This is a genomic window from Burkholderia pyrrocinia, from assembly GCF_022809715.1.
GTDB classification, from domain to species: domain Bacteria; phylum Pseudomonadota; class Gammaproteobacteria; order Burkholderiales; family Burkholderiaceae; genus Burkholderia; species Burkholderia pyrrocinia_C.
Genome location: NZ_CP094459.1, coordinates 1,205,052 through 1,224,929 on the forward strand (window position 1 = coordinate 1,205,052; position 19,878 = coordinate 1,224,929).

16 protein-coding genes are annotated in these 19,878 nt (G+C 67.1%); 11 read left to right on the plus strand and 5 right to left on the minus strand.

Going from position 1 to position 19,878, the window contains the following annotated elements:
- Window positions 1-184: 184 nt before the first annotated feature.
- Complete coding sequence (gene gudD / locus MRS60_RS05790; RefSeq protein ID WP_034183130.1) at window positions 185-1,537, minus strand: glucarate dehydratase; 1,353 nt, start codon at window positions 1,535-1,537, stop codon at window positions 185-187.
- A gap of 361 nt (window positions 1,538-1,898) precedes the next feature.
- Between gudD and MRS60_RS05795 the strand changes: the two genes are divergently transcribed.
- Window positions 1,899-2,660: a FadR/GntR family transcriptional regulator gene (locus MRS60_RS05795; RefSeq protein ID WP_034183131.1), complete on the plus strand. Its 762-nt coding sequence runs from the start codon at window positions 1,899-1,901 to the stop codon at window positions 2,658-2,660.
- Between the two features lie 137 nt (window positions 2,661-2,797).
- On the opposite strand, the gene MRS60_RS05800 is transcribed toward MRS60_RS05795, so the two are convergent.
- The 3 genes from MRS60_RS05800 to pdxY all read right to left on the minus strand — a co-directional run bounded on the left by MRS60_RS05800 (window position 2,798) and on the right by pdxY (window position 7,693).
- Window positions 2,798-3,946 (minus strand): branched-chain amino acid ABC transporter substrate-binding protein, encoded by a 1,149-nt coding sequence (locus MRS60_RS05800; RefSeq protein WP_034183132.1) that lies wholly within the window; start codon window positions 3,944-3,946, stop codon window positions 2,798-2,800.
- A gap of 370 nt (window positions 3,947-4,316) precedes the next feature.
- The gene (locus MRS60_RS05805; RefSeq protein ID WP_243565366.1) at window positions 4,317-6,461 is read right to left on the minus strand and encodes a phosphocholine-specific phospholipase C; all 2,145 of its coding nucleotides are present in this window, start codon (window positions 6,459-6,461) and stop codon (window positions 4,317-4,319) included.
- A gap of 371 nt (window positions 6,462-6,832) precedes the next feature.
- Window positions 6,833-7,693, minus strand: coding sequence for a pyridoxal kinase PdxY (gene pdxY, locus MRS60_RS05810; protein ID WP_034183134.1), 861 nt, complete (start codon window positions 7,691-7,693; stop codon window positions 6,833-6,835).
- Window positions 7,694-7,866: 173 nt separating this feature from the next.
- Here pdxY and MRS60_RS05815 point away from each other — a divergent pair, with 173 nt between their 5' ends.
- Window positions 7,867-8,928 carry an alpha/beta fold hydrolase gene (locus MRS60_RS05815; RefSeq protein WP_105390743.1) on the plus strand — a complete coding sequence of 354 codons (1,062 nt, stop codon included), beginning with the start codon at window positions 7,867-7,869 and terminating at the stop codon, window positions 8,926-8,928.
- Between the two features lie 36 nt (window positions 8,929-8,964).
- Here MRS60_RS05815 and MRS60_RS05820 read toward each other — a convergent pair whose 3' ends face one another.
- Window positions 8,965-9,963, minus strand: coding sequence for an LLM class flavin-dependent oxidoreductase (locus MRS60_RS05820; protein WP_034183136.1), 999 nt, complete (start codon window positions 9,961-9,963; stop codon window positions 8,965-8,967).
- A gap of 638 nt (window positions 9,964-10,601) precedes the next feature.
- Here MRS60_RS05820 and hpnI point away from each other — a divergent pair.
- The 9 genes from hpnI to MRS60_RS05865 all read left to right on the plus strand — a co-directional run bounded on the left by hpnI (window position 10,602) and on the right by MRS60_RS05865 (window position 19,490).
- Window positions 10,602-11,777: a bacteriohopanetetrol glucosamine biosynthesis glycosyltransferase HpnI gene (gene hpnI / locus MRS60_RS05825; protein WP_243565367.1), complete on the plus strand. Its 1,176-nt coding sequence runs from the start codon at window positions 10,602-10,604 to the stop codon at window positions 11,775-11,777.
- 137 nt (window positions 11,778-11,914) lie between these two features.
- Window positions 11,915-13,357 (plus strand): hopanoid biosynthesis associated radical SAM protein HpnJ, encoded by a 1,443-nt coding sequence (gene hpnJ, locus MRS60_RS05830; protein WP_306426965.1) that lies wholly within the window; start codon window positions 11,915-11,917, stop codon window positions 13,355-13,357.
- Between the two features lie 3 nt (window positions 13,358-13,360).
- Complete coding sequence (gene hpnK, locus MRS60_RS05835; RefSeq protein WP_243565368.1) at window positions 13,361-14,245, plus strand: hopanoid biosynthesis-associated protein HpnK; 885 nt, start codon at window positions 13,361-13,363, stop codon at window positions 14,243-14,245.
- Window positions 14,242-15,294 (plus strand): HpnL family protein, encoded by a 1,053-nt coding sequence (locus MRS60_RS05840; protein ID WP_105390746.1) that lies wholly within the window; start codon window positions 14,242-14,244, stop codon window positions 15,292-15,294. Before hpnK ends, MRS60_RS05840 begins: the two co-directional genes overlap by 4 nt.
- Before the next feature lie 87 nt (window positions 15,295-15,381).
- Window positions 15,382-15,939 (plus strand): lipoprotein, encoded by a 558-nt coding sequence (locus MRS60_RS05845; protein WP_034183140.1) that lies wholly within the window; start codon window positions 15,382-15,384, stop codon window positions 15,937-15,939.
- Between the two features lie 269 nt (window positions 15,940-16,208).
- Window positions 16,209-16,898, plus strand: coding sequence for an ABC transporter permease (locus MRS60_RS05850; protein WP_034183141.1), 690 nt, complete (start codon window positions 16,209-16,211; stop codon window positions 16,896-16,898).
- Window positions 16,895-17,608, plus strand: a complete 714-nt coding sequence (locus tag MRS60_RS05855; RefSeq protein WP_006401214.1) for an ABC transporter permease — start codon at window positions 16,895-16,897, stop codon at window positions 17,606-17,608. The genes MRS60_RS05850 and MRS60_RS05855 overlap by 4 nt, the downstream gene beginning before the upstream one ends.
- Window positions 17,609-17,629: 21 nt before the next feature.
- On the plus strand, window positions 17,630-18,430 hold the full coding sequence (locus MRS60_RS05860) for an ABC transporter ATP-binding protein (protein WP_175962334.1): 801 nt from the start codon (window positions 17,630-17,632) through the stop codon (window positions 18,428-18,430).
- A 22-nt stretch (window positions 18,431-18,452) separates the two neighbouring features.
- A complete protein-coding gene (locus tag MRS60_RS05865; protein ID WP_105390747.1) occupies window positions 18,453-19,490 on the plus strand; it encodes a GlxA family transcriptional regulator in 1,038 nt (345 codons plus the stop codon).
- Window positions 19,491-19,878: the final 388 nt, after the last annotated feature.

Here is a 19,878-nt window from a genome sequence, read left to right on the forward strand (position 1 = left end):
GCCGGATAGGTGCCGCCGGCCAGATCTGGCTCGGCAGGTCCGGCATAGCCGCAAGCAACCGTCCGGATCTCCGTTCCACCTGCACCGCCTCTCCAGCCCGACATCAGCCGGGCCAGCCTCGAACTGCATCATTCCTTCGGATTTCGTCCCGGCCGGGCGAGGCCGCCGCCCGGTCCGTCCATGCTCAGCGCACGAGGCAGGGGCGCTTGTTGTTGAACGTCCACCCCGGAATCAGATACTGCATGGCCGCCGCGTCGTCGCGGGCGCCGAGCCCGTGCTGCTTGTACAGCTCGTGCGCGACCGCGACCGCATCCATGTCGACGTCGATGCCGAGCCCCGGCCGCTTCGGCACTTCCACCAGCCCGTTCTCGATCTTCAGCGGTTCGCGCGTCAGCCGTTCGCCGTCCTGCCAGATCCAGTGCGTGTCGATCGCGGTGACCTGGCCCGGCGCGGCGGCCGCGACATGCGTGAACATCGCGAGCGACACGTCGAAGTGGTTATTCGAATGCGAGCCCCACGTGAGACCCCAGTCGCGGCACATCTGCGCGACGCGCACCGAACCCTGCATCGTCCAGAAGTGCGGATCGGCGAGCGGGATGTCCACAGCCTGAAGCTGCACCGCGTGGCCCATTTGCCGCCAGTCGGTCGCAATCATGTTGGTCGCCGTCGGCAATCCCGTCGCGCGACGGAATTCGGCCATCACTTCGCGGCCCGAGTAACCGTTCTCCGCACCGCACGGATCTTCCGCATAGGCGAGCACGTGATGCTGGTCGCGGCACAGCCGCACGGCCTCGTCGAGCGACCACGCGCCGTTCGGATCGAGCGTCACGCGCGCGTCGGGGAAGCGTTCGGCGAGCGCCGTCACGGCCTCGATCTCGCTCGCGCCTTCGAACACGCCGCCTTTCAGCTTGAAGTCGTTGAAGCCGTAGCGCGCATGCGCGGCCTCGGCGAGCCGCACGACCGCGTCGGGCGTCAGCGCCGGCTCGTCGCGTACGCGGGTCCAGTCGTCGGTTGCGCCGCTGCCGTCGCGATAGGGCAGCGCGGTCTTGGTGCGGTCGCCGACGTAGAACAGGTAGCCGAGCATTTCGACGCGCTCGCGCTGCTGGCCTTCGCCGAGCAGTGCGGCGACCGGCACGCCGAGATGCTGGCCGAGCAGGTCGAGCAGCGCGGCTTCGAGCGCGGTGACCGCGTGGATCGTCGTGCGCAGGTCGAAGGTCTGCAGCCCGCGGCCGCTCGCGTCGCGGTCGGCGAAGGTGCGCCGCACGTCGTTGAGCACCGCGTGGTAATTGCCGACCGGCTGGCCGACGACGAGCGCGCGCGCATCGTCGAGCGTGCGGCGGATGCTTTCGCCGCCCGGCACCTCGCCGACGCCGGTCCGGCCCGCGCTGTCCTTCAGGATCACGAGGTTGCGGGTGAAGAACGGACCGTGCGCGCCGCTCAGGTTGAGTAGCATGCTGTCGTGGCCGGCGACCGGAATCGCTTGCAGGTCGACGATGCGCGGCGTGTCGTGGGAAGGCGAGGCAGTGGCGGCGTTCATGGGCGGCGATGGCGAAAGGGTGGGCAATGCCGTGCGGCAAAAGCTTTGCCGCGCGCGGCGGGAGGTGCGATCATTCGACAACCGACGTGCGCGGCGCGCAAGGCCTGCATGTCGACAGCAAACCCGGAACGGGGTGGGAGCGACAACCGGACCAGCGAAGCGCAGAACGCGAACGCTGGCCGATCGTAACGCATGGGACCGCGAAGGCGCCGGAGCGCCGGCTCGAGTCGACAGGAGATCCGTGCGTCGATCATCAGTCGTCGGATGACTTGTGACGCAGTATAATGAATCATCGGCTTTCGCTCAAACCCCGCGTAAACCCTCGGCTCACATTACGATCATTCTAAAAGGAACCGGCCTCATGTCCGTGCCTACGTTTCCCGCAGCGCCGCGCCGTCGCGCACGCAGCCTCGCACAAGATGTCGTCGACGCGCTGACCGCGCAGATCGAAAACGGCACGCTGCGCCCCGGTGACAAGCTGCCGACCGAAACCGAAGTCATGGCGGCGCAGGGCGTGAGTCGCACGGTCGTGCGCGAGGCGATCTCCCGGATGCAGGCGAGCGGCCTCGTCGAAACGCGCCACGGCATCGGCAGCTTCGTGCTGGAGCCGTCGCGCCGCCAGGCGCTCGGCATCGATCCCGCGACGATCACGACGCTGCGCGACGTGCTCGCGGTGCTCGAGTTGCGCATCAGCCTCGAGAGCGAGTGCGCGAGCCTCGCCGCGCAGCGCGCGAACGATACCGACCTCGCCGCGCTGCGGCGTGCGCTCGACGCGATCGCGACGGGGGCGGGCGGCGGCCGCGACACGGCGCAGCTCGACTACCAGTTCCACCTGCAGATCGCGCAGTCCACCGGCAACCGCTATTTCGTCGACATCATGACGCAGCTCGGCACGTCGATCATCCCGCGCACGCGCGTGAATTCGGCGCGCTTCGCCGGCGACGACCTCGAGCGCTACGTCGGCCGGCTCAATCACGAGCACGAGGATATCTACGAGGCGATCGCGCGCCACGACCCGGAGGCCGCCCGCGCCGCGATGCGCACGCACCTCACCAACAGCCGCGAGCGGCTGCGCCGCGCGCACGAGGCGGCCGAGGCCGAGCGCGATACGCAGGCCAACTGATGCGCCGGGCAGTGCGGCCCGCGTTGCCGCGGGCCCGATTGCATTGCGCCAACATCAGTCGTCATACGAGATCGGCGTGACTTCGTCGATCTGCGCGGCCGGACGGCATTTCCGCCGCCGGCCGCCGACACCGCCGATCAGCCTCCCTTCGTCACGATCGTCTTCCACGTGCCGCTCTTCACCTGGTACAGCGTCGACATCCCGCTCTTCAGCGAGCCGTCGTTCGCGAACGAGATGCGGCCGGTGACCCCTTCGAAATCGACCTTCTTGAGCACCGGGCGATAAACCTTCGGGTCGGTCGAGCCGGCTGCCTGCATTGCCTTGATCGCCGCCCAGGCCGCGTCGTAGCCGAACTGCGCGTACGACAGCACGTCGACGCCGAAGCGCTTCTTGAAGCGCTGTTCGAAATCCTTGCCTTGCGGCAGCTCGTCGAGCGGCCGGCCGTATTCCCACGCCATCGCGCCTTCGGCGGCCGGGCCCGCGATCTTGATGAACTCGTTGTCCTTCACGCCGCCGCCGCCGACGAACTGCGCGTTCAGCCCGAGCTGGCGCATCTGCTTGACGAAGTTCGCGGCGAGCGAATCGAGGCCGCCGAAGAAGATCAGGTCGGGGTTCTTGCCCTTCAGGCTCGTGATCTGCGCACGAAAGTCGACCGCCTGGTTGTTGGTGAACTCGCGGCCGATGATCGTGCCGCCGGCGGCCTTCACGGCCTTCTCGAACTCGTCGGCCTCGCCCTGGCCGAACGCGGTGCGGTCGTCGATGATCGCGATGCGCTTCGCCTTCGTCACGTCGACCGCGTACTTGCCCGCGTTGCCGGCGTTCTGGCCGTCGGTCGCGATCACCATGAACATGTTCGCGAGCCCGCGCGACGTGAGCGTCGGGTTGGTCGCGGCGGGATCGATCACCGGGATGCCGGCCTTGTCGTAGACGACCGACGCCGGAATCGTCGTCCCCGAGTTGAAGTGGCCGACCACGACCGACACGTTCTGGTCGACGAGCGCCTGCGCGGCCTGCACGCCGATGCGCGGGTCGGCCTGGTCGTCCTGCACGACGAGATTGAAGTGCACGGGCTTGCCGGCGATCTGCACCTTCTGCGCGGCGGCGTCGTCGAGCGCGAGCTGCACGCCGTTCTGCAGATCCTTGCCGTAGCCGGCGTTCACGCCCGTGAGCGGCGCGGCGAAGCCGACCTTCACGTCGGTTGCGTCGGCGGCCCGGGCGGCCTGTTGCGAGAGGAGGGCCAGCGCGGATGCAATCGACACCGACAGCAGGGAATGACGGAATTTCATGTGGTTCCTCTTGTTCGATACCTGCGAGTGGGTACCGCACGCGCCCGGGCGGGCCAGGCGCGTGCGACGGGCGGGCGGTTCGACCGCTTCTCGGAATCGGGCGGGGAGGTCGGCATCGTGATCCTCGGAAGAATCTCCCGTCAGGCTCCGCGAAGAGCCCCGATCGCCTCGATTTATAGGTCGCCGATATGCACGGGTCTTGGCAATTTGCCGCGCATTCGATGAGGATTTGCGCACAGCTTCCACGCGTGCGGTGGCGGCCGGTATCGGGAGTTTCCCGTCGCGAACGGAACGGGCGGGGAGGAGGGGGAGCGGTGCGGGGCCAGGACGCGGCCCGGCCCGCCGGGGCCGCGCCGCGTGTGGGACACCGTCAGTCGGACAGCGCGTCCGATGCGGCTTCCGCGTCGCTGTGCGACGAGGTCGTGCGGATCGCCGGGTCGCTCGTGCTCGGGCGGCCCGTCTCGACGTGGCCTGCGAAGCGGCGCTGGAAGCCGAGCGGCTTGCCGTCGCTGACGGTCAGGTCGTACCAGCCGTGGCTGCCGCGCAGGTCCCAGTAGTCGTCGACCCGCGCGCCCGGTGCGAGGTCGAACGTGCGCGCGTGGCCGTGGCCGTAAGCGTTCGTGACCTTGAGCCGCACGGCCTTGTGGCCGCGGTTCATCAGGCGCAGCGTGATGTTGCCGTTCGCGACGTCGTAGCCGTAGATCACCTCGGGGTTGACGCTCGCGGGGCCGACCGCCGACGCGGCGGGGCTGCGGAAGTGGCAGTAGAAGCCGTTCGGGCCGTACACGTCGAGGTCGTACAGGCCAAGCGACGGCGCGGGGCTCCACGTGTCGGAGATCCGCTTGCCGGCGTCGACCGTGTAGGCCCACGGGCCGTCGACGCGGTTGCGCGCCTGGACCTGGAACGCCGCGCCGGCGGCGCCGGTGTTCGCGAAGGTCAGCCGGAACTGGCCGCTCGCGTTGTCGATCCGCCCGTGCACGAACAGTTCGTACGGCAGCGCGCGCGCCGGACGCAGGCCATGCTCCTGCTTCGGCAGATGCTGGACGACCGGCGGCACCGGGATGTAGTCGGGGTGACGGTTGCGGTCGGGCGGCGCGTAGCCGGTCGTGTCCGGGAGCTGCGGCCAGCTTGCGTCGGGCGTCGAGAAGTCGAACGCGGATGTCAGGTTGCCGCACACCGTGCGGCGCCACGGCGACACGTTGGCTGCAGTGACCGCATACTGCGCGCCGAACCGCGCCTCGATGAATTGCAGCAGCGACGTGTGATCGAAGGTCTGCGAACAGACCCAGCCGCCCTTGGTCCACGGCGACACGACGAGCATCGGCACGCGCGGCCCGAGCCCGTACGGGCCGGCCATGTGCGATGCGTCGCCGGCGAACACCTCGTTGGTCGTCTCGACGGTCGACAGCCCGTTGTCGCGCGATTGCGGCGCGAACGGCGGCGGCACGTGGTCGAAGAAGCCGTCGTTTTCGTCGTACGTGATGAACAGCGCGGTCTTGCTCCACACGTCGGGATTCGACACGAGCGCCTTCAGCACCTGCTCGATGTACCACGCGCCGTAGTTCGCGGGCCAGTTCGGGTGCTCGGAATACGCTTCCGGCGCGCAGATCCACGACACCTGCGGCAGCGTGCCGTTCTTCACGTCCTGCTGCAGCACGTCGAACAGCGTGCCGCCCGCGCTGATGTTGGTGCCGGTGCGCGCCTTCTCATACAGCGGCGTGCCGGGCAGCGCGGTGCGGTACTGGTTGAAGTAGAGCAGCGCGTTGTCGCCGTAGTTGCCGATGTACGGGTTTTGCGTCCAGCCCCACGAGCCGTTCGCGTCGAGCCCCGTGCCGACGTCCTGGTAGATCTTCCACGACACGCCGGCCTGTTCGAGCACTTCCGGATAGGTCTTCCAGCCGTAGCCCTTTTCCTCGTTGCCGAGCACCGGGCCGCTGCCCGTGCCGTCGTTGCCGACGTAGCCCGTCCACATGTAATAGCGGTTCGGGTCGGTCGAGCTCGGGATCGCGCAGTGATACGCATCGCAGATCGTGAACGCGTCGGCGAGCTGGTAGTGGAAGGGGATGTCGTCGCGCTTCAGGTACGCCATCGTCGTGGTGCCCTTGTTCGGCACCCACTGGTCGTAGCGGCCCTTGTTCCACGCGGCGTGCATGTCCTGCCAGCCGTGCGGCAGGTCCTGCAGGAACTGCAGGCCGAGCTTGTCCGCGCCGGGGTGGAACGGCAGCAGTTCGGCCGGGCCGACCGGCTGGTGGAACACCGACTTGCCGTTCGCGAGACGCAGCGCGCGCGGGTCGCCGAAGCCGCGGACACCGCGCATCGTGCCGAAGTAATGGTCGAACGAGCGATTCTCCTGCATCAGGATCACGATGTGTTCGATGTCGCGGATCGTGCCGGTGCGGCGGTTCGCGGGAATCGCAAGCGCATCGCGGATCACGGGCGGAAACAGGTTCAGCGCGGCGGCGCCGGCGGTGCCGGCGGCGACGCGCAGGAAGTCACGACGGTTCGATCGGGTCATGGTCGTTATCGTGCGGTAAAGGGGGAAGCCGATTGGCGGGACCTACGGGAAGGGCGCGTCCGGGTCGCAGGATGCGGCTGCGCCGGTTCGTGCCGTCGCGAGCATAGCGGGAAATCGGTGTCATTCATGTGAAGTCCGGAAACGTTTGCACGTGTATCGGACCGGCATCGGGACGCGTATCGCCGGCGGTTATGGCGCAGCAGGGAAAGCAGGGAAAGCAGGGAAAGCAGGGAAAGCAGGGAAAGCAGGGAAAGCAGGGAAAGCAGGGAAAGCAGGGAAAGCAGGGAAAGCAGGACAGCAGGACAGCAGGACAGCAGGACAGCAGGACGGCGCGCATGCGCGCCGGCGAAGCGGAGGTCGGTGCGGGCGCGTCAGGCGTCCGTCACCCACGCGCCGAACCATTCGCTCGGGCGTGCAATCTCGTCCTGCGCGGCGACGAGTTCGAGTTCGTAGCGGCGCGCATCGTAGGTGGCCTTCACGACCGCGTGCACGGCCGCGAGCGTATGCTCGAACGCGGCGCGCACGGAGTCGCCGCGCAGCCGGCGCGCGACGAACACCGCGCTGGTGAGGTCGCCGACGCCGACCGGATGGCGCGGAAATGCGTACAGCGGACGCTGGCCGATCCACGCTTCGGTTTCGGTGACCGCGAGCATGTTGAAGCGGTCGGCCGGGCTGTTGCGGTCGTGCAGGTGCTTGACGAGGATGATCTGCGGGCCGCGGCGGATCAGCGCGCGGCACGCGTCGACGGCTTCGGCGACGGTTTCGATACGCCGCCCGACGAGCTTCTGCAGTTCGGTGTGGTTTGGCGACATGCCGTCCGCGAGCGCGGGCACCTCCTGGACCATGAATTCCTCGACGCCGGGCTCGGGCCGGATGCCGCCCGTCTGGCCCATCGCCGGATCGCAGAAGTACCACGCGTCCGGATTCATCGCCTTCACCGTGCGAACGATCTCGACTGCCGCGCGCGCCTGCGGCGGCGAGCCGAGGAAGCCGGACAGCACGGCGTCGCAGCGCTTGAGCGCGCCGATCGCGGCGATCCCGTCGACGAGCTGCTCCATCTTCGCGGCATCGATCGCGCTGCCGGCCCAGTGGCCGTACTGCATGTGATTCGACAACTGGACGGTATTGAGCGGCCAGACGTTGACGCCGAGGCGCTGCATCGGGAACACGGCCGCACTGTTGCCGGCATGGCCGTAGATGACGTGCGACTGAATGCTGAGGACGTTTTTCATGGGAACCCGCCTGCAGGCGTTTCAGGGTCACGTCACACGATACCCGAGTTCGTCGCGCGCGCGGAAGTCGCGCGGCCACCGAGTGTTGCGCGCCGTCGTCAGCCGACCGCGTAGAATCGCGGGGCGCGGCGCCGTCCGGCTGCCCGCGTGCGTTTCCAATCACCGTGACCGCCATGCCTTCGATTTGCAAGATGTTGTCCGTCGCGCGCGCCGCCCTGTTCGGTGCGGGCGTTGCCTTCGCATGCGCGAGCGCCGCCGCCGAGGCCGCCCCGGTGCCCGCCGGCAACGACGGGCCGGCGTACGGCCCGCGCCTGGAAGGCTTTACCTACCCGGAACCCCTGCACCGCTACGCGTTCGTGTCGCAGCGTGAAACCCTCGAGATGATTTACATGGACGTGCAGCCGGCGCACCCGAACGGCCGCACCGTCGTGCTGCTGCATGGCAAGAACTTCTGCGCGGGGACCTGGGAAGACACGATCGGCGTGCTGAGCCGCGCCGGCTATCGCGTGATAGCGCCGGACCAGATCGGCTTCTGCAAGTCGTCGAAACCCGATCGCTACCAGTACAGCTTCCAGCAGCTCGCGCGCAACACGCACGCGCTGCTGGAATCGATCGGCGTGAAATCGGCGACGATCGTCGGCCACTCGACGGGCGGGATGCTCGCGATGCGCTACGCGCTGATGTACCCGAAGGCGACCGACCAGCTCGTGCTCGTGAATCCGATCGGCCTGGAGGACTGGAAGGCGCTCGGCGTGCCGCCGCTGTCGGTCGACTACTGGTATGCGCGCGAGCTGAAGACGACGGCCGACGGCATCCGCCGCTACGAGCAGAGCACGTACTACGCGGGCAAGTGGTCGCCGTCGTACGAGCGCTGGGTGCAGATGCTCGCCGGGATGTATCGCGGCGCAGGCCGCGACGCGGTCGCCTGGAACTCCGCGCTGATCTACGACATGATCCTCACGCAGCCGGTGGTCTACGAACTCGGTGCGATCCGCGTGCCGACGCTGCTCATGATCGGCGACAAGGACACGACCGCGATCGGCAAGGATGTCGCGCCGCCCGACGTGCACGCGAAGCTCGGCCGCTATCCGGAACTCGCGAAGCGCACGCAGGCGGCGATCCCCGGCGCGCAGCTCGTCGAATTCCCGGCGCTCGGTCACGCACCGCAGATCCAGGATCCGGACGCCTTCCACAAGGCGCTGCTCGACGCTCTGGAGGCCGCGCACCCGCAGTGATGCGGGGCAGGCCGCCGGCGGCGCGCGCTCGCGCCGTCAGCGCGTTTCGTTCGCGAGTTCGTCGCGGATCTGCGCGGCCAGTTCGAACGAGCGCAGCCGCGCGGCGTGATCGTAGATCTGCGCGGTGACGATCAATTCGTCCGCCCCCGTCTGCGCGATGCGATCGCGCAGCTTGTCGCGCACCGTGTCGCGCGAGCCGACCGCCGCGAACGACAGCGCATGCGCGACGTTCGCGAGTTCGAGCTCGTTCGCCTCGAGCACGTCGACGGGCGGCGGCAGCTTGCCCGGCGTGCCGCGCCGCAGGTTGATGAACTGCTGCTGCAGCGACGTGAACAGGTGCCGCGCCTCATCGTCGGTATCGGCCGCGAACACGTTGACGCCGACCATCGCGTGCGGCTTCGGCCATGCGGCCGACGGCCGGTACTGCGCGCGGTAGATCTCGAGCGCGCGCATCAGGTAGTCCGGCGCGAAGTGCGACGCGAACGCGAACGGCAGCCCGAGCATCGCGGCGAGCTGTGCGCTGAACAGGCTCGAACCGAGGAGCCACACGGGCACGTCGAGCCCCGCGCCGGGCACCGCACGCACGCGCTGGCCGGGCACCGGCTCCGCGAAGTAGCGCAGCAGCTCGGCGACGTCGTCCGGAAACGAGTCGGCGCTGCCGATCAGGTCGCGGCGCAGCGCGCGCGACGTGGTCTGGTCGGTGCCGGGCGCGCGGCCGAGGCCGAGATCGATGCGCCCCGGATACAGCGACGCGAGCGTGCCGAACTGCTCGGCGATCACGAGCGGCGCGTGGTTCGGCAGCATGATGCCGCCCGATCCGACGCGGATCGTCTTCGTGGCGCCCGCGACATGGCCGATCACGACGGCGGTCGCCGCGCTCGCGATGCCGGGCATGTTGTGATGCTCGGCGAGCCAGTAGCGCTGGTAGCCCCAGCGTTCCGCGTGCTGCGCGAGATCGACGGTGTTGCGGAAAGCCTGCGAGGCGTCGGCGCCGGCCGGAATGGGGGCGAGATCGAGTACGGAAAACGGAGTCATCGGATGGCCTTCGAAAGGGGCGCGCAGTGATGCGCTTACGCAACAAATGCCAAGGATTTTGCCAAAGGGTTCCGGAACGTGCTGGGCGCGTACCGATACCCATGCGCGTCGCAGGGATGCAGGGTCGCATTCGATGATTGTTGCAAAAATCAATCCAATCGTTGGTTAATTACCAATCTTTACGGCGATTGGACGTGAATCCGCATCGACCTACAAATTTGCACGAAACGTTTGATTTTCAAGACTGCAATACGCCTGCAAAGTGCTTACGCTAACGTAAACGCGGTTGCGCCTGAATGGTTCGCCGGCCGCACAGCTTTGCTGAAATTGCACAAGTCCGTTTCTCGTAGTGCCGAGCGCGGGGTGCCGCAGGCTGATAAAATCCGGCGCCTGCCCATGTTGTGCCGATGGTAGCCATTCGAGTCTTCCCGCATGCCCGTCCGGGTGTCGCGCGGAGATGCGCCATACGAAGCCGGGCATGGCAACACCCGAAAGCGGGTCGTGCCTCCCCCATACACAGACGCTGCTGGAACAAGGAGTCGGGTCGTGCCCGCGTTCGTCGCTGTCCGAATACCGCATCACGCTCAATCACGCTCAAGCGTTCGCCGTGGCGTTCAGGTCGCCGGGAGGCGTCGCGCATGACGCCGACCGCAACGCTGCTCGACTGGCTCCTGATCGCGTTCACGCTGGCCGCGGCCGGTTATGCGCTCGTCGCCGCGTTCGCGCCGCAGCCGCGCACGCCGCGCACGGCCGCGCGCGACGGCTACGAGCCGGTCAGCGTGCTCAAGCCGCTGTGCGGCGCGGAGCCGCACCTGTACGAAAACCTCGCGACCTTCTGCGAGCAGCGCCATCCGCGCCATGAAGTGCTGTTCGGCGTCGCGTCGGCGGCCGATCCGGCCATTGCCGTCGTCGAGCGGCTGCGCGCCGACTATCCCGAGTGCGACATCACGCTGGTGGTCGACTCGCGCGTGCACGGCAAGAACCTGAAGGTCAGCAACCTGATCAATCTCGCCGAGCGCGCGAAGTACGGCCGCATCGTGATCGCGGACAGCGACATCGCGGTGAAGCCCGACTATCTGGAGCGCGTGACGGCGCCGCTCGCCGACGTGTCGGTCGGCGTCGTCACGTGCTTGTATCATGCGCGCAGCGTCGGCGGGTTCTGGACGCGGATCGGCGCGCAGTTCGTCGACGCCTGGTTCGCGCCGTCGGTGCGGATCACGCATCTCGGCCGCTCGAGCCGCTTCGGCTTCGGCGCGACGCTCGCGCTGACGCGCGACACGCTCGACCGGATCGGCGGCTTTCTCGCGCTGAAGGACGAGCTGGCCGACGATTTCTGGCTCGCCGAGCTGCCGCGCCGCCTCGGGCGGCGCACCGTGCTGTCGGAGGTCGACGTCGCGACCGACGTGATCGAGCCGTCGTTCGGGCCGCTTTGGCACCGCGAGACGCGCTGGCTGCGTACGATCCGGTCGCTGAACCCGGCCGGCTTCGCGTTCCTGTTCATCACGTTTACCGCGCCGTGGCTCGCGATTGGCGCGGCGCTCGCGCTGCGTCTCAACGGAACCTTCGCCGGCACGCTGGCGGGCGGGGCGGCCGCCGTCGGCGCATTCGGGCGGCTCGTGCTGCACGCGCGCGGCGAGGACGGCTGGCGCGCGTTCTGGCGCGACCTGCCGCTCGTCGCGGTGCGCGACACGCTGCTCGCGCTCGAGTGGCTCGCGGCGGTGTTCGGCACGCACGTCGTGTGGCGCGGCGCAAGGATGACGGTCGTCGGCGGCGAACGCGCGACGGCGGCCGTGGAAGCGGTGGACGGCCGCTAGGGCCGCTCCCGGACGAACCCGGCCCGAGGGCCGACACGCGCTGTGCGGCGAAGCTGCGCGACGCGACATGACAGAGAGGCGGGCGCCGGCAGGGCGGCCCGCGGTTTTTTGACTGAATCGTTGAATCGAAACGAACTATGCAGGCTACCGGAGCATTCATGAAAACGCTGTTCTTGCAGGCCCCTTCGTATGACGGCTTCGACGGCGGAGCCGGCTCGCGCTATCAGGCGAAGCGCGAAATCCGTTCCTTCTGGTATCCGACGTGGCTCGCGCAGCCGGCCGCGCTCGTGCCGGGCAGCCGCGTCGTCGACGCACCGGCCGACGGCCTGTCGGTCGAGGAGACGCTGAAGATCGCGAACGACTACGACCTCGTGATCATCCACACGAGCACGCCGTCGTTCCCGACCGACGCGATGTTCGCGCAGGATCTGAAGAAGATGAAGCCGTCGATGCTGGTCGGCATGGTGGGCGCGAAGGTGATGGTCGATCCGCACAACTCGCTCACGGCGAGCGAGGCAATCGACTTCGTGTGCCGCGAGGAATTCGACTACACCTGCAAGGAAATCGCCGAAGGCAAGCCGTTCCCCGAGATCAAGGGCTTGAGCTGGCGCGCGAAGGACGGCTCGATCGAGCACAACGAAGCGCGTCCGATCCTCGAGAACATGGACGAGCTGCCGTTCGTCGCGCCCGTCTACAAGCGCGACCTGAAGATCGACAACTACTTCATCGGCTACCTGAACTACCCGTACGTGTCGATCTACACGGGCCGCGGCTGCAAGTCGCGCTGCACGTTCTGCCTGTGGCCGCAGACGGTCAGCGGCCATCGCTACCGCACGCGCTCGGTCGAGAACGTACTCGCGGAAGCGAAGTGGATCCGCGACAACATGCCGGAAGTGAAGGAACTGATGTTCGACGACGACACCTTCACCGACGACCTGCCGCGCGCCGAAGCGATCGCAATCGGTCTGGGCAAGCTCGGCATGACGTGGTCGTGCAACGCGAAGGCGAACGTGCCGTACAAGACGCTCAAGGTCATGAAGGAAAACGGCCTGCGCCTGCTGCTGGTCGGCTTCGAATCCGGCGACGACCAGATCCTCGTGAACATCAAGAAGGGCGTGCGCACCGATTTCGCGCGCCGCTTCAGCGCGGACTGCAAGAAGCTCGGCATCAAGATCCACGGCACCTTCATTCTCGGCCTGCCGGGCGAGACGCAGGAAACCATCAAGAAGACGATCGAGTACGCGAAGGAAATCAATCCGCACACGATCCAGGTCTCGCTCGCCGCGCCGTACCCGGGCACGACGCTCTACAAGCAGGCCGTGGAAAACGGCTGGATGGAAGAGAACAAGACCATCAACCTGGTGAGCAAGGAAGGCGTGCAGCTCGCGGCGATCGGCTATGCGCACCTGTCGCGCGACGAGATCTATCACCACCTCGAGCAGTTCTATCGCCAGTTCTACTTCCGTCCGTCGAAGATCTGGGAGATCGTCCGCGAGATGCTGACGAGCTGGGACATGATGAAGCGCCGCCTGCGCGAAGGCGTCGAGTTCTTCCGCTTCCTGCGCGCGCACGAGGCCTGATTCGTGGCGACTCAGCGGGCGGCGCGGGCGCTGATCTTCACCGCGGACGACTTCGGGCTGCACCCGCGCGTCAACGCGGCGGTCGAGCGTGCGCACCGCGACGGCGTGCTGAACGCCGCGAGCCTGATGGTCGGTGCGCCCGCCGCGCAGGATGCGATCGAACGCGCGCGGCGGCTGCCGTCGCTCGCGGTCGGCCTGCACCTCGTCCTCGCGGACGGGCCGGCCACGCTGCCCGCGCATGACATTCCCGCGCTCGTCGGCCCCGACGGGCGGTTCGGCGACGCGATGGCGAAGGACGGCTGTCGCTTCTTTTTCCTGCCGCACGTGCGTGCGCAACTGCGCAGCGAGATCCGCGCGCAGTTCGACGCGTTCGCGGCGAGCGGCCTGCCGCTCGACCACGTGAACGCGCACAAGCATTTCCACCTGCATCCGACCGTGCTGTCGATGATCATCGAGATCGGCCGCGACTACGGGCTGCGCGCGGTGCGGCTGCCTTACGAGACGAGTGCGCCCGCGCTGCTCAAGCCGTGGATCGCGCTCGTGCGCGCACGGCTCGACCGCGCGGGGCTCGCGCACAACGACTACGTGGTCGGGATCGAACACACGGGCGCGATGGACGAGGCCGTGCTGCTCGATGCGCTCGCCACGCTGCCGCCGGGCGTCGGCGAGATCTACTGCCATCCGGCCGAGGCCGGCGACGGCCCGATCACGCCGACGATGGCCGGCTACCGTCCGGTGGACGAACTCGATGCGCTGCTGTCGCCGCGTGTCGCCGCCGCGCTGAAGGCGGCGGGCGTCGCGACCGGCGGCTTTGCCGACGTGTTCGGCCAGCGTGCGGCGCAGCGCGGCGCGCACACGCCGCGCGCACCGGGAGCGCAGCCGTCATGACCAGGTGGATCAAGTGGCTCGGCTGGCCGATCGGCATCGGCATCCTGCTCGCGCTGGGGCTGCACGAAGGTATCGGCGACGTGTCGCAGATGCTCGCGCGCGCCGGTTACGCGCTGCTGTGGCTCGTGCCGTTCCACGCGCTGCCGCTGCTGCTCGATGCGTATGCATGGCACCAGCTGCTCGACCGGCGCAGCTCGCTGCCGTTCCTGTGGTGGATCGCGACCGTGCGCGAGGCCGTGAACCGGCTGCTGCCGGTGGTCGGGATCGGCGGCGAACTCGTCGGCATCCGGCTCGCGCGCTGGCAGGTACCCGACGCGAGCCGCGTGACGGCGTCGGTGATCGTCGAGGTGCTCGTGACGATCGTCGTCCAGTATGCGTTCGCGGCGCTCGGCCTCGTGCTGCTGCTGTCGACGACGGACAACATGGGCGGCGGCACGATCGGCCTCGCGCTGCTGCTGACGCTGCCGTTGCCCGTGCTCGGCGTCGTGCTGATGCGGCGCGGCGGCATCTTCCATGCGATCGAGCGTTTCGCGGGCCGCCTGCTCGGCGATTCACACCGGCTGCTGCAGGGCGTCGACGGCCGCCGGCTCGACGCCGACATCGACGGGCTGATGTCGCGCACGGGCCTGCTGTTCAGCGCATTCTTCTGGCAGCTGGCCGGCTACGTGCTCGGCGCGCTCGAGATCTACTGGGCGCTCGCGCTGCTCGGCCATCCGGTGTCGATCGGCGGTGCGATCGCGATCGAGGCGATGACGCAGGCCGTGCGGCATGCGGCGTTCATGGTGCCGGGCGGCCTCGGCGTGCAGGAGGCGACCGTCGTGCTGCTCGCGCAGATGTTCGGCGTCGATCGCGAGACGGCGCTGTCGCTCGCGCTGGTCAAGCGCGGCCGCGAGGTGCTGTTCGGCTGCGTGGCGCTCGGTTCGTGGCAGCTCGCCGAGCTCGTGCGCACGCGCCGCCGCATCGACGACGCGCCGCCGGCCGGGCCGCGCGCGCCGCATCCGGCGAGCCGCACGCCCGAAACCGAAGCCGAAACCGAAACGACGCATTGAACACGAGACGGGCCGCGCGCCCGTCTCGCGCTTTTGGCGTCGTGCGGGTATGCTTGCCGCGTGTTTTCTCGACGCGCATTTCTTCCGATGATTTTCCGTTTCCGGCTGCTTCCCGTGACGATGCTGGCCGCTGCGCTGGCGCTGACCGGCTGCGACGACAAGCAAGGTAACCTCGACGTGCAACGCATCAGGGACTTCTTCAACGCGATCAAGCCCGCACCGCTGCTGCTGAAGGGGCTGAAGGTCGGCGAATCGACCGAGGCCGACGTGCGCGGCACGATGGGCAAGCCCGAGACCGAGCGCGTGTTCACCGACGGCTCGAAGCGTCTCGAATATCCGCGCGGCCCGATGGGCAACCAGACCTGGTTCGTCGATCTCGATGCGAGCGGCCGTTACACGGGCGCGACGCAGGTGCTGACCGCCGAGAATTTCGCGAAGGTGCGCCCCGGGATGAACGAGGACGAGGTGCGGCGCCTGCTCGGCAAGCCCGGCGACATCGCGCAGTATCCGCTGAAGCCCGAGACGGTCTGGAGCTGGCGCTGGCTCGAGGACGGCGTCAACACCGACGCATTCTTCAACGTCCATTTCGGCCCGGACGGGCTCGTCTATACGACTTCGCGCTCCGACATCCTGAAGGGGCGGTGAGCCGGCCCGCGTTCGGCGCTATATCGAAAAAGCGACCGGAAAATTGCAAAAAGTCCGCTTCCCTGCGTGTCATCCGACTGTCAGGAAGCGGCTTTTTTCCTTTTGAAACAGCGGCGTAGGCCGGGCTCGCAATGACCGGACGGGTTGCTGCGGCGCAGCAAACGTGTGCCAGGTGATTTGAGACAAACAATTTCGCTTGCGACTATCCGCGTCACCCCGGCGCGGGACAGGCATTCGCGTCGGCATCCATTCCAACTCTGGAGGCGCGCGTGTTCCTTTACGGCTTTGGTCCTGTCCTCTGGGCCGGCACCGTGCAGACCATCGAGCTGTCGGTGCTGTCGCTCGCCACTGCGGTGGCGCTGGGACTGATCGGCGCGGTGGCGAAGCTGTCGCACAACCGGGTGCTGCGAGCGATCGCGACCGGTTATACGACGTTGATCCGCTCGGTGCCGGATCTTGTGCTGATGCTGCTGCTGTTCTACAGCATCCAGATCTGGCTGAACCAGTTCACCGACCTCGTCGGCTGGAGCCAGATCGACATCGATCCGTTCGTGGCCGGCGTGCTGACGCTCGGCTTCATCTACGGCGCGTACTTCACCGAGACGTTTCGCGGCGCGTTCCTGTCGGTGCCGCGCGGCCAGCTCGAAGCCGGTGCCGCGTACGGGATGAGCGGCGCGCGCGTATTCGCGCGGATCATGTTTCCTCAGATGATGCGCTTTGCGCTGCCCGGGATCGGGAACAACTGGCAAGTGCTCGTGAAGGCGACCGCACTGGTGTCGATCATCGGCCTCGCGGACGTCGTGAAGGCCGCGCAGGACGCCGGCAAGAGCACGTTCAACATGTTCTTCTTCATCCTCGTCGCGGCGCTGATCTACCTCGCGATCACGACCGTTTCCAACCTCGTGCTGATCCAGCTCGAGAAGCGTTATTCCATGGGCGTGCGGCACGCAGAACTATGATCGAGATCCTCCAGGAATTCGGCAAGGCGTTCCTTTACTGGGACGGCCAGCGCCTCTCCGGCCTTGCGGTGACGTTGTGGCTGCTCGTCGCGTCGATTTCGCTCGGCTTCGTGTGCGCGGTGCCGCTCGCGGTCGCGCGCGTGTCGAAGAAGAAGTGGGTGTCGATGCCCGTGCGGTTCTACACGTACGTGTTCCGCGGCACGCCGCTCTACGTGCAGCTGCTGCTGATGTACACGGGCATGTACAGCCTCGAGTTCGTGCGTTCGCATTCGCTGCTCGACGCGTTCTTCCGCAGCGGCTTCAACTGCGCGATTCTCGCGTTCGCGCTGAACACCTGCGCGTACACGACCGAGATCTTCGCGGGTGCGATCCGCGCAATTCCGCACGGCGAGGTCGAGGCTGCGCGGGCATACGGGATGACGCCGTTCACGATGTACCGCCGCGTGATCCTGCCGTCGGCGCTGCGTCGCGCGCTGCCGCTGTACAGCAACGAGGTGATCCTGATGCTGCACGCGACGACCGTCGCGTTCACTGCGACCGTACCCGACATCCTGAAGGTCGCGCGCGATGCGAATTCCGCGACCTACATGGCGTTCCAGTCGTTCGGAATCGCCGCGCTGATCTATCTTGCGGTATCTTTCGCACTCGTCGCGGCGTTTCGCCGTGCGGAGCGCCACTGGCTCGCGTATCTCGCGGCCGGCCGTCATTGATTTCACTTCGAGGAGAGCCAGATGGCCGAGATCACTCAAACGAGCGCTTCCGCTTCCACCAAGCTTGCGGCGGTCGACATCCACAAGCGCTATGGCGACAACGAGGTGCTCAAGGGCGTATCGCTGAACGCGAAGGCCGGTGACGTCATCAGCATCATCGGCGCGAGCGGCTCGGGCAAGAGCACGTTCCTGCGCTGCATCAATTTTCTCGAGCGGCCGAATGCGGGGCAGATCGTCGTCGACGGCGAGACCGTCCGCACGAAGACCGACCGCACCGGTGCGCTGGAAGTCGCCGATCACAAGCAGCTGCAGCGTATCCGCACGAAGCTCGCGATGGTGTTCCAGCACTTCAATCTGTGGGCGCACATGAACGTGCTCGAGAACGTGATGGAAGCGCCCGTGCACGTGCTTGGCATTCCGAAGAAGGAAGCCGAGGATCGCGCCCGCGCGTATCTCGAGAAGGTCGGCCTCGCGCCGCGCGTCGAGAAACAGTATCCGTCGCATCTGTCGGGCGGCCAGCAGCAGCGCGTCGCGATTGCGCGTGCGCTCGCGATGCATCCGGACGTGATGCTGTTCGACGAGCCGACGTCGGCGCTCGACCCGGAGCTGGTGGGCGAAGTGCTGAAGGTGATGCAGAAGCTCGCCGAGGAAGGCCGCACGATGATCGTCGTCACGCACGAGATGGGGTTCGCGCGCAACGTGTCGAATCATGTGATGTTCCTGCATCAGGGGCGGACCGAGGAAGAGGGCGATCCGAAGGAAGTGCTGGTGCGCCCGCAGAGCGAGCGGCTCAAGCAGTTCCTGTCGGGCAGCCTCAAGTAACGCGACAAGGCAGGTTTCATACGTGGTACCGGTGTCCCGTCCCGCAGGCGCCACCCGCACGACGCAGGTGGCGATCGTTGCATTGCCGCCCGTGTCGATGTCGGGCGTGGGCCCGATCGTCGACGCGCTGAATCTTGCGAACGAGATCGACGGCCGGCTGCTGTATCGCTGGCAGGTGTGTTCGTGGGACGGGCGGCCCGTGCCGCTCGCGGGCGGTGCGCAGTGGCATGCCGATGCCGCGTTCAACGATGCGATCGCGTGCGACTGGCTGATCGTCGTGACCGAGCGGTTTCAGCAGTTTGCCGACTATCGGCTGTTTCTCGCGAGTCTCGCGCGGGTCGGGCAGCGTACGCCGCTCGTGACCGGCATTCACCACGGCGTATGGTGGCTCGCGATGGCCGGGCAGCTTTCCGGTTATCGCGTGAGCGTGAACTGGGAGACGTATCAGCAGTTCGCCGAGCAGTTCGAGCGGTCGATCGTCACGCAGCAGATCTTCGAGATCGATCGGGACCGCGCGACCTGTGCCGGTGGGCAGACTACCGTTGATTTCATGCTGGCCATGATTGGCCGGGAACATGGTGCCGATCTCGCCGAGAGGATCGCCGATGCGCTCGGTGCGGGGACCTTGCGGAGTGGCGAGGAACGCCAGCGGATTCCTTTCGTTACTGCGCCTGGCGAGCGGCATCCGCGGCTGAACGATGCGTTGCTGTTGATGGAAGCCAATGTCGAGGATCCTTTGACTACCGATGAGATCGCCGAGCTCGTCGGCGTGTCGAGGCGGCAGCTCGAGCGGCTCTTTCGGCAGTATCTCGGGGCGATGCCGTCCAAGTATTACCTCAATTTGCGGTTGCTCAAGGCAAGGACGCAGTTGCAGCGCACGAGCAAATCGGTCGTGCAGGTTAGTCTCGCCTGTGGGTTTTCTTCTGCTGCGCATTTTTCCAATGCCTATCGCGAGAGGTTCGGGGTTACGCCTCGGGAGGATCGGCGAGCGTGGCTCGAAAAGCAGACCGGGAGTGAGCCTCGTGGGGGCGCTCTGGTCGAGCGGGGTGGGAAGGATTGATTTGTGGTTCGCTCGCGGTTTTCGTGAAGCACCTGTGATCGTGTCGGTCTATTTGCGTCGCCCCTGCGCGGGGCGGCGGTTACTTTTCTTTGTCTTGCCAAAGAAAAGTAACCAAAAGAAAGGCGCTGTGAGAACGCATGACTTCCCGGTGCCGTGGTCGCCGGAGTGGATCGCACCTAAGTGTCCGCGCCAGTCAGGAAACCAGAGTGGTTCGAGCAATGGTTCCGACACCACTCACCACCCAACAGAGCGGTATACCGCCCGCTAGCTCCATCCTCGCTTCGCTCGGCTGCAAGGTGCTTCAAGTCGCGGTGATGGTGTTTGCGGTGACCTTGCCAGGAGGCGTGCGACACATGGACCGCGACGGCGCACGTCCGATCCCCAAGAG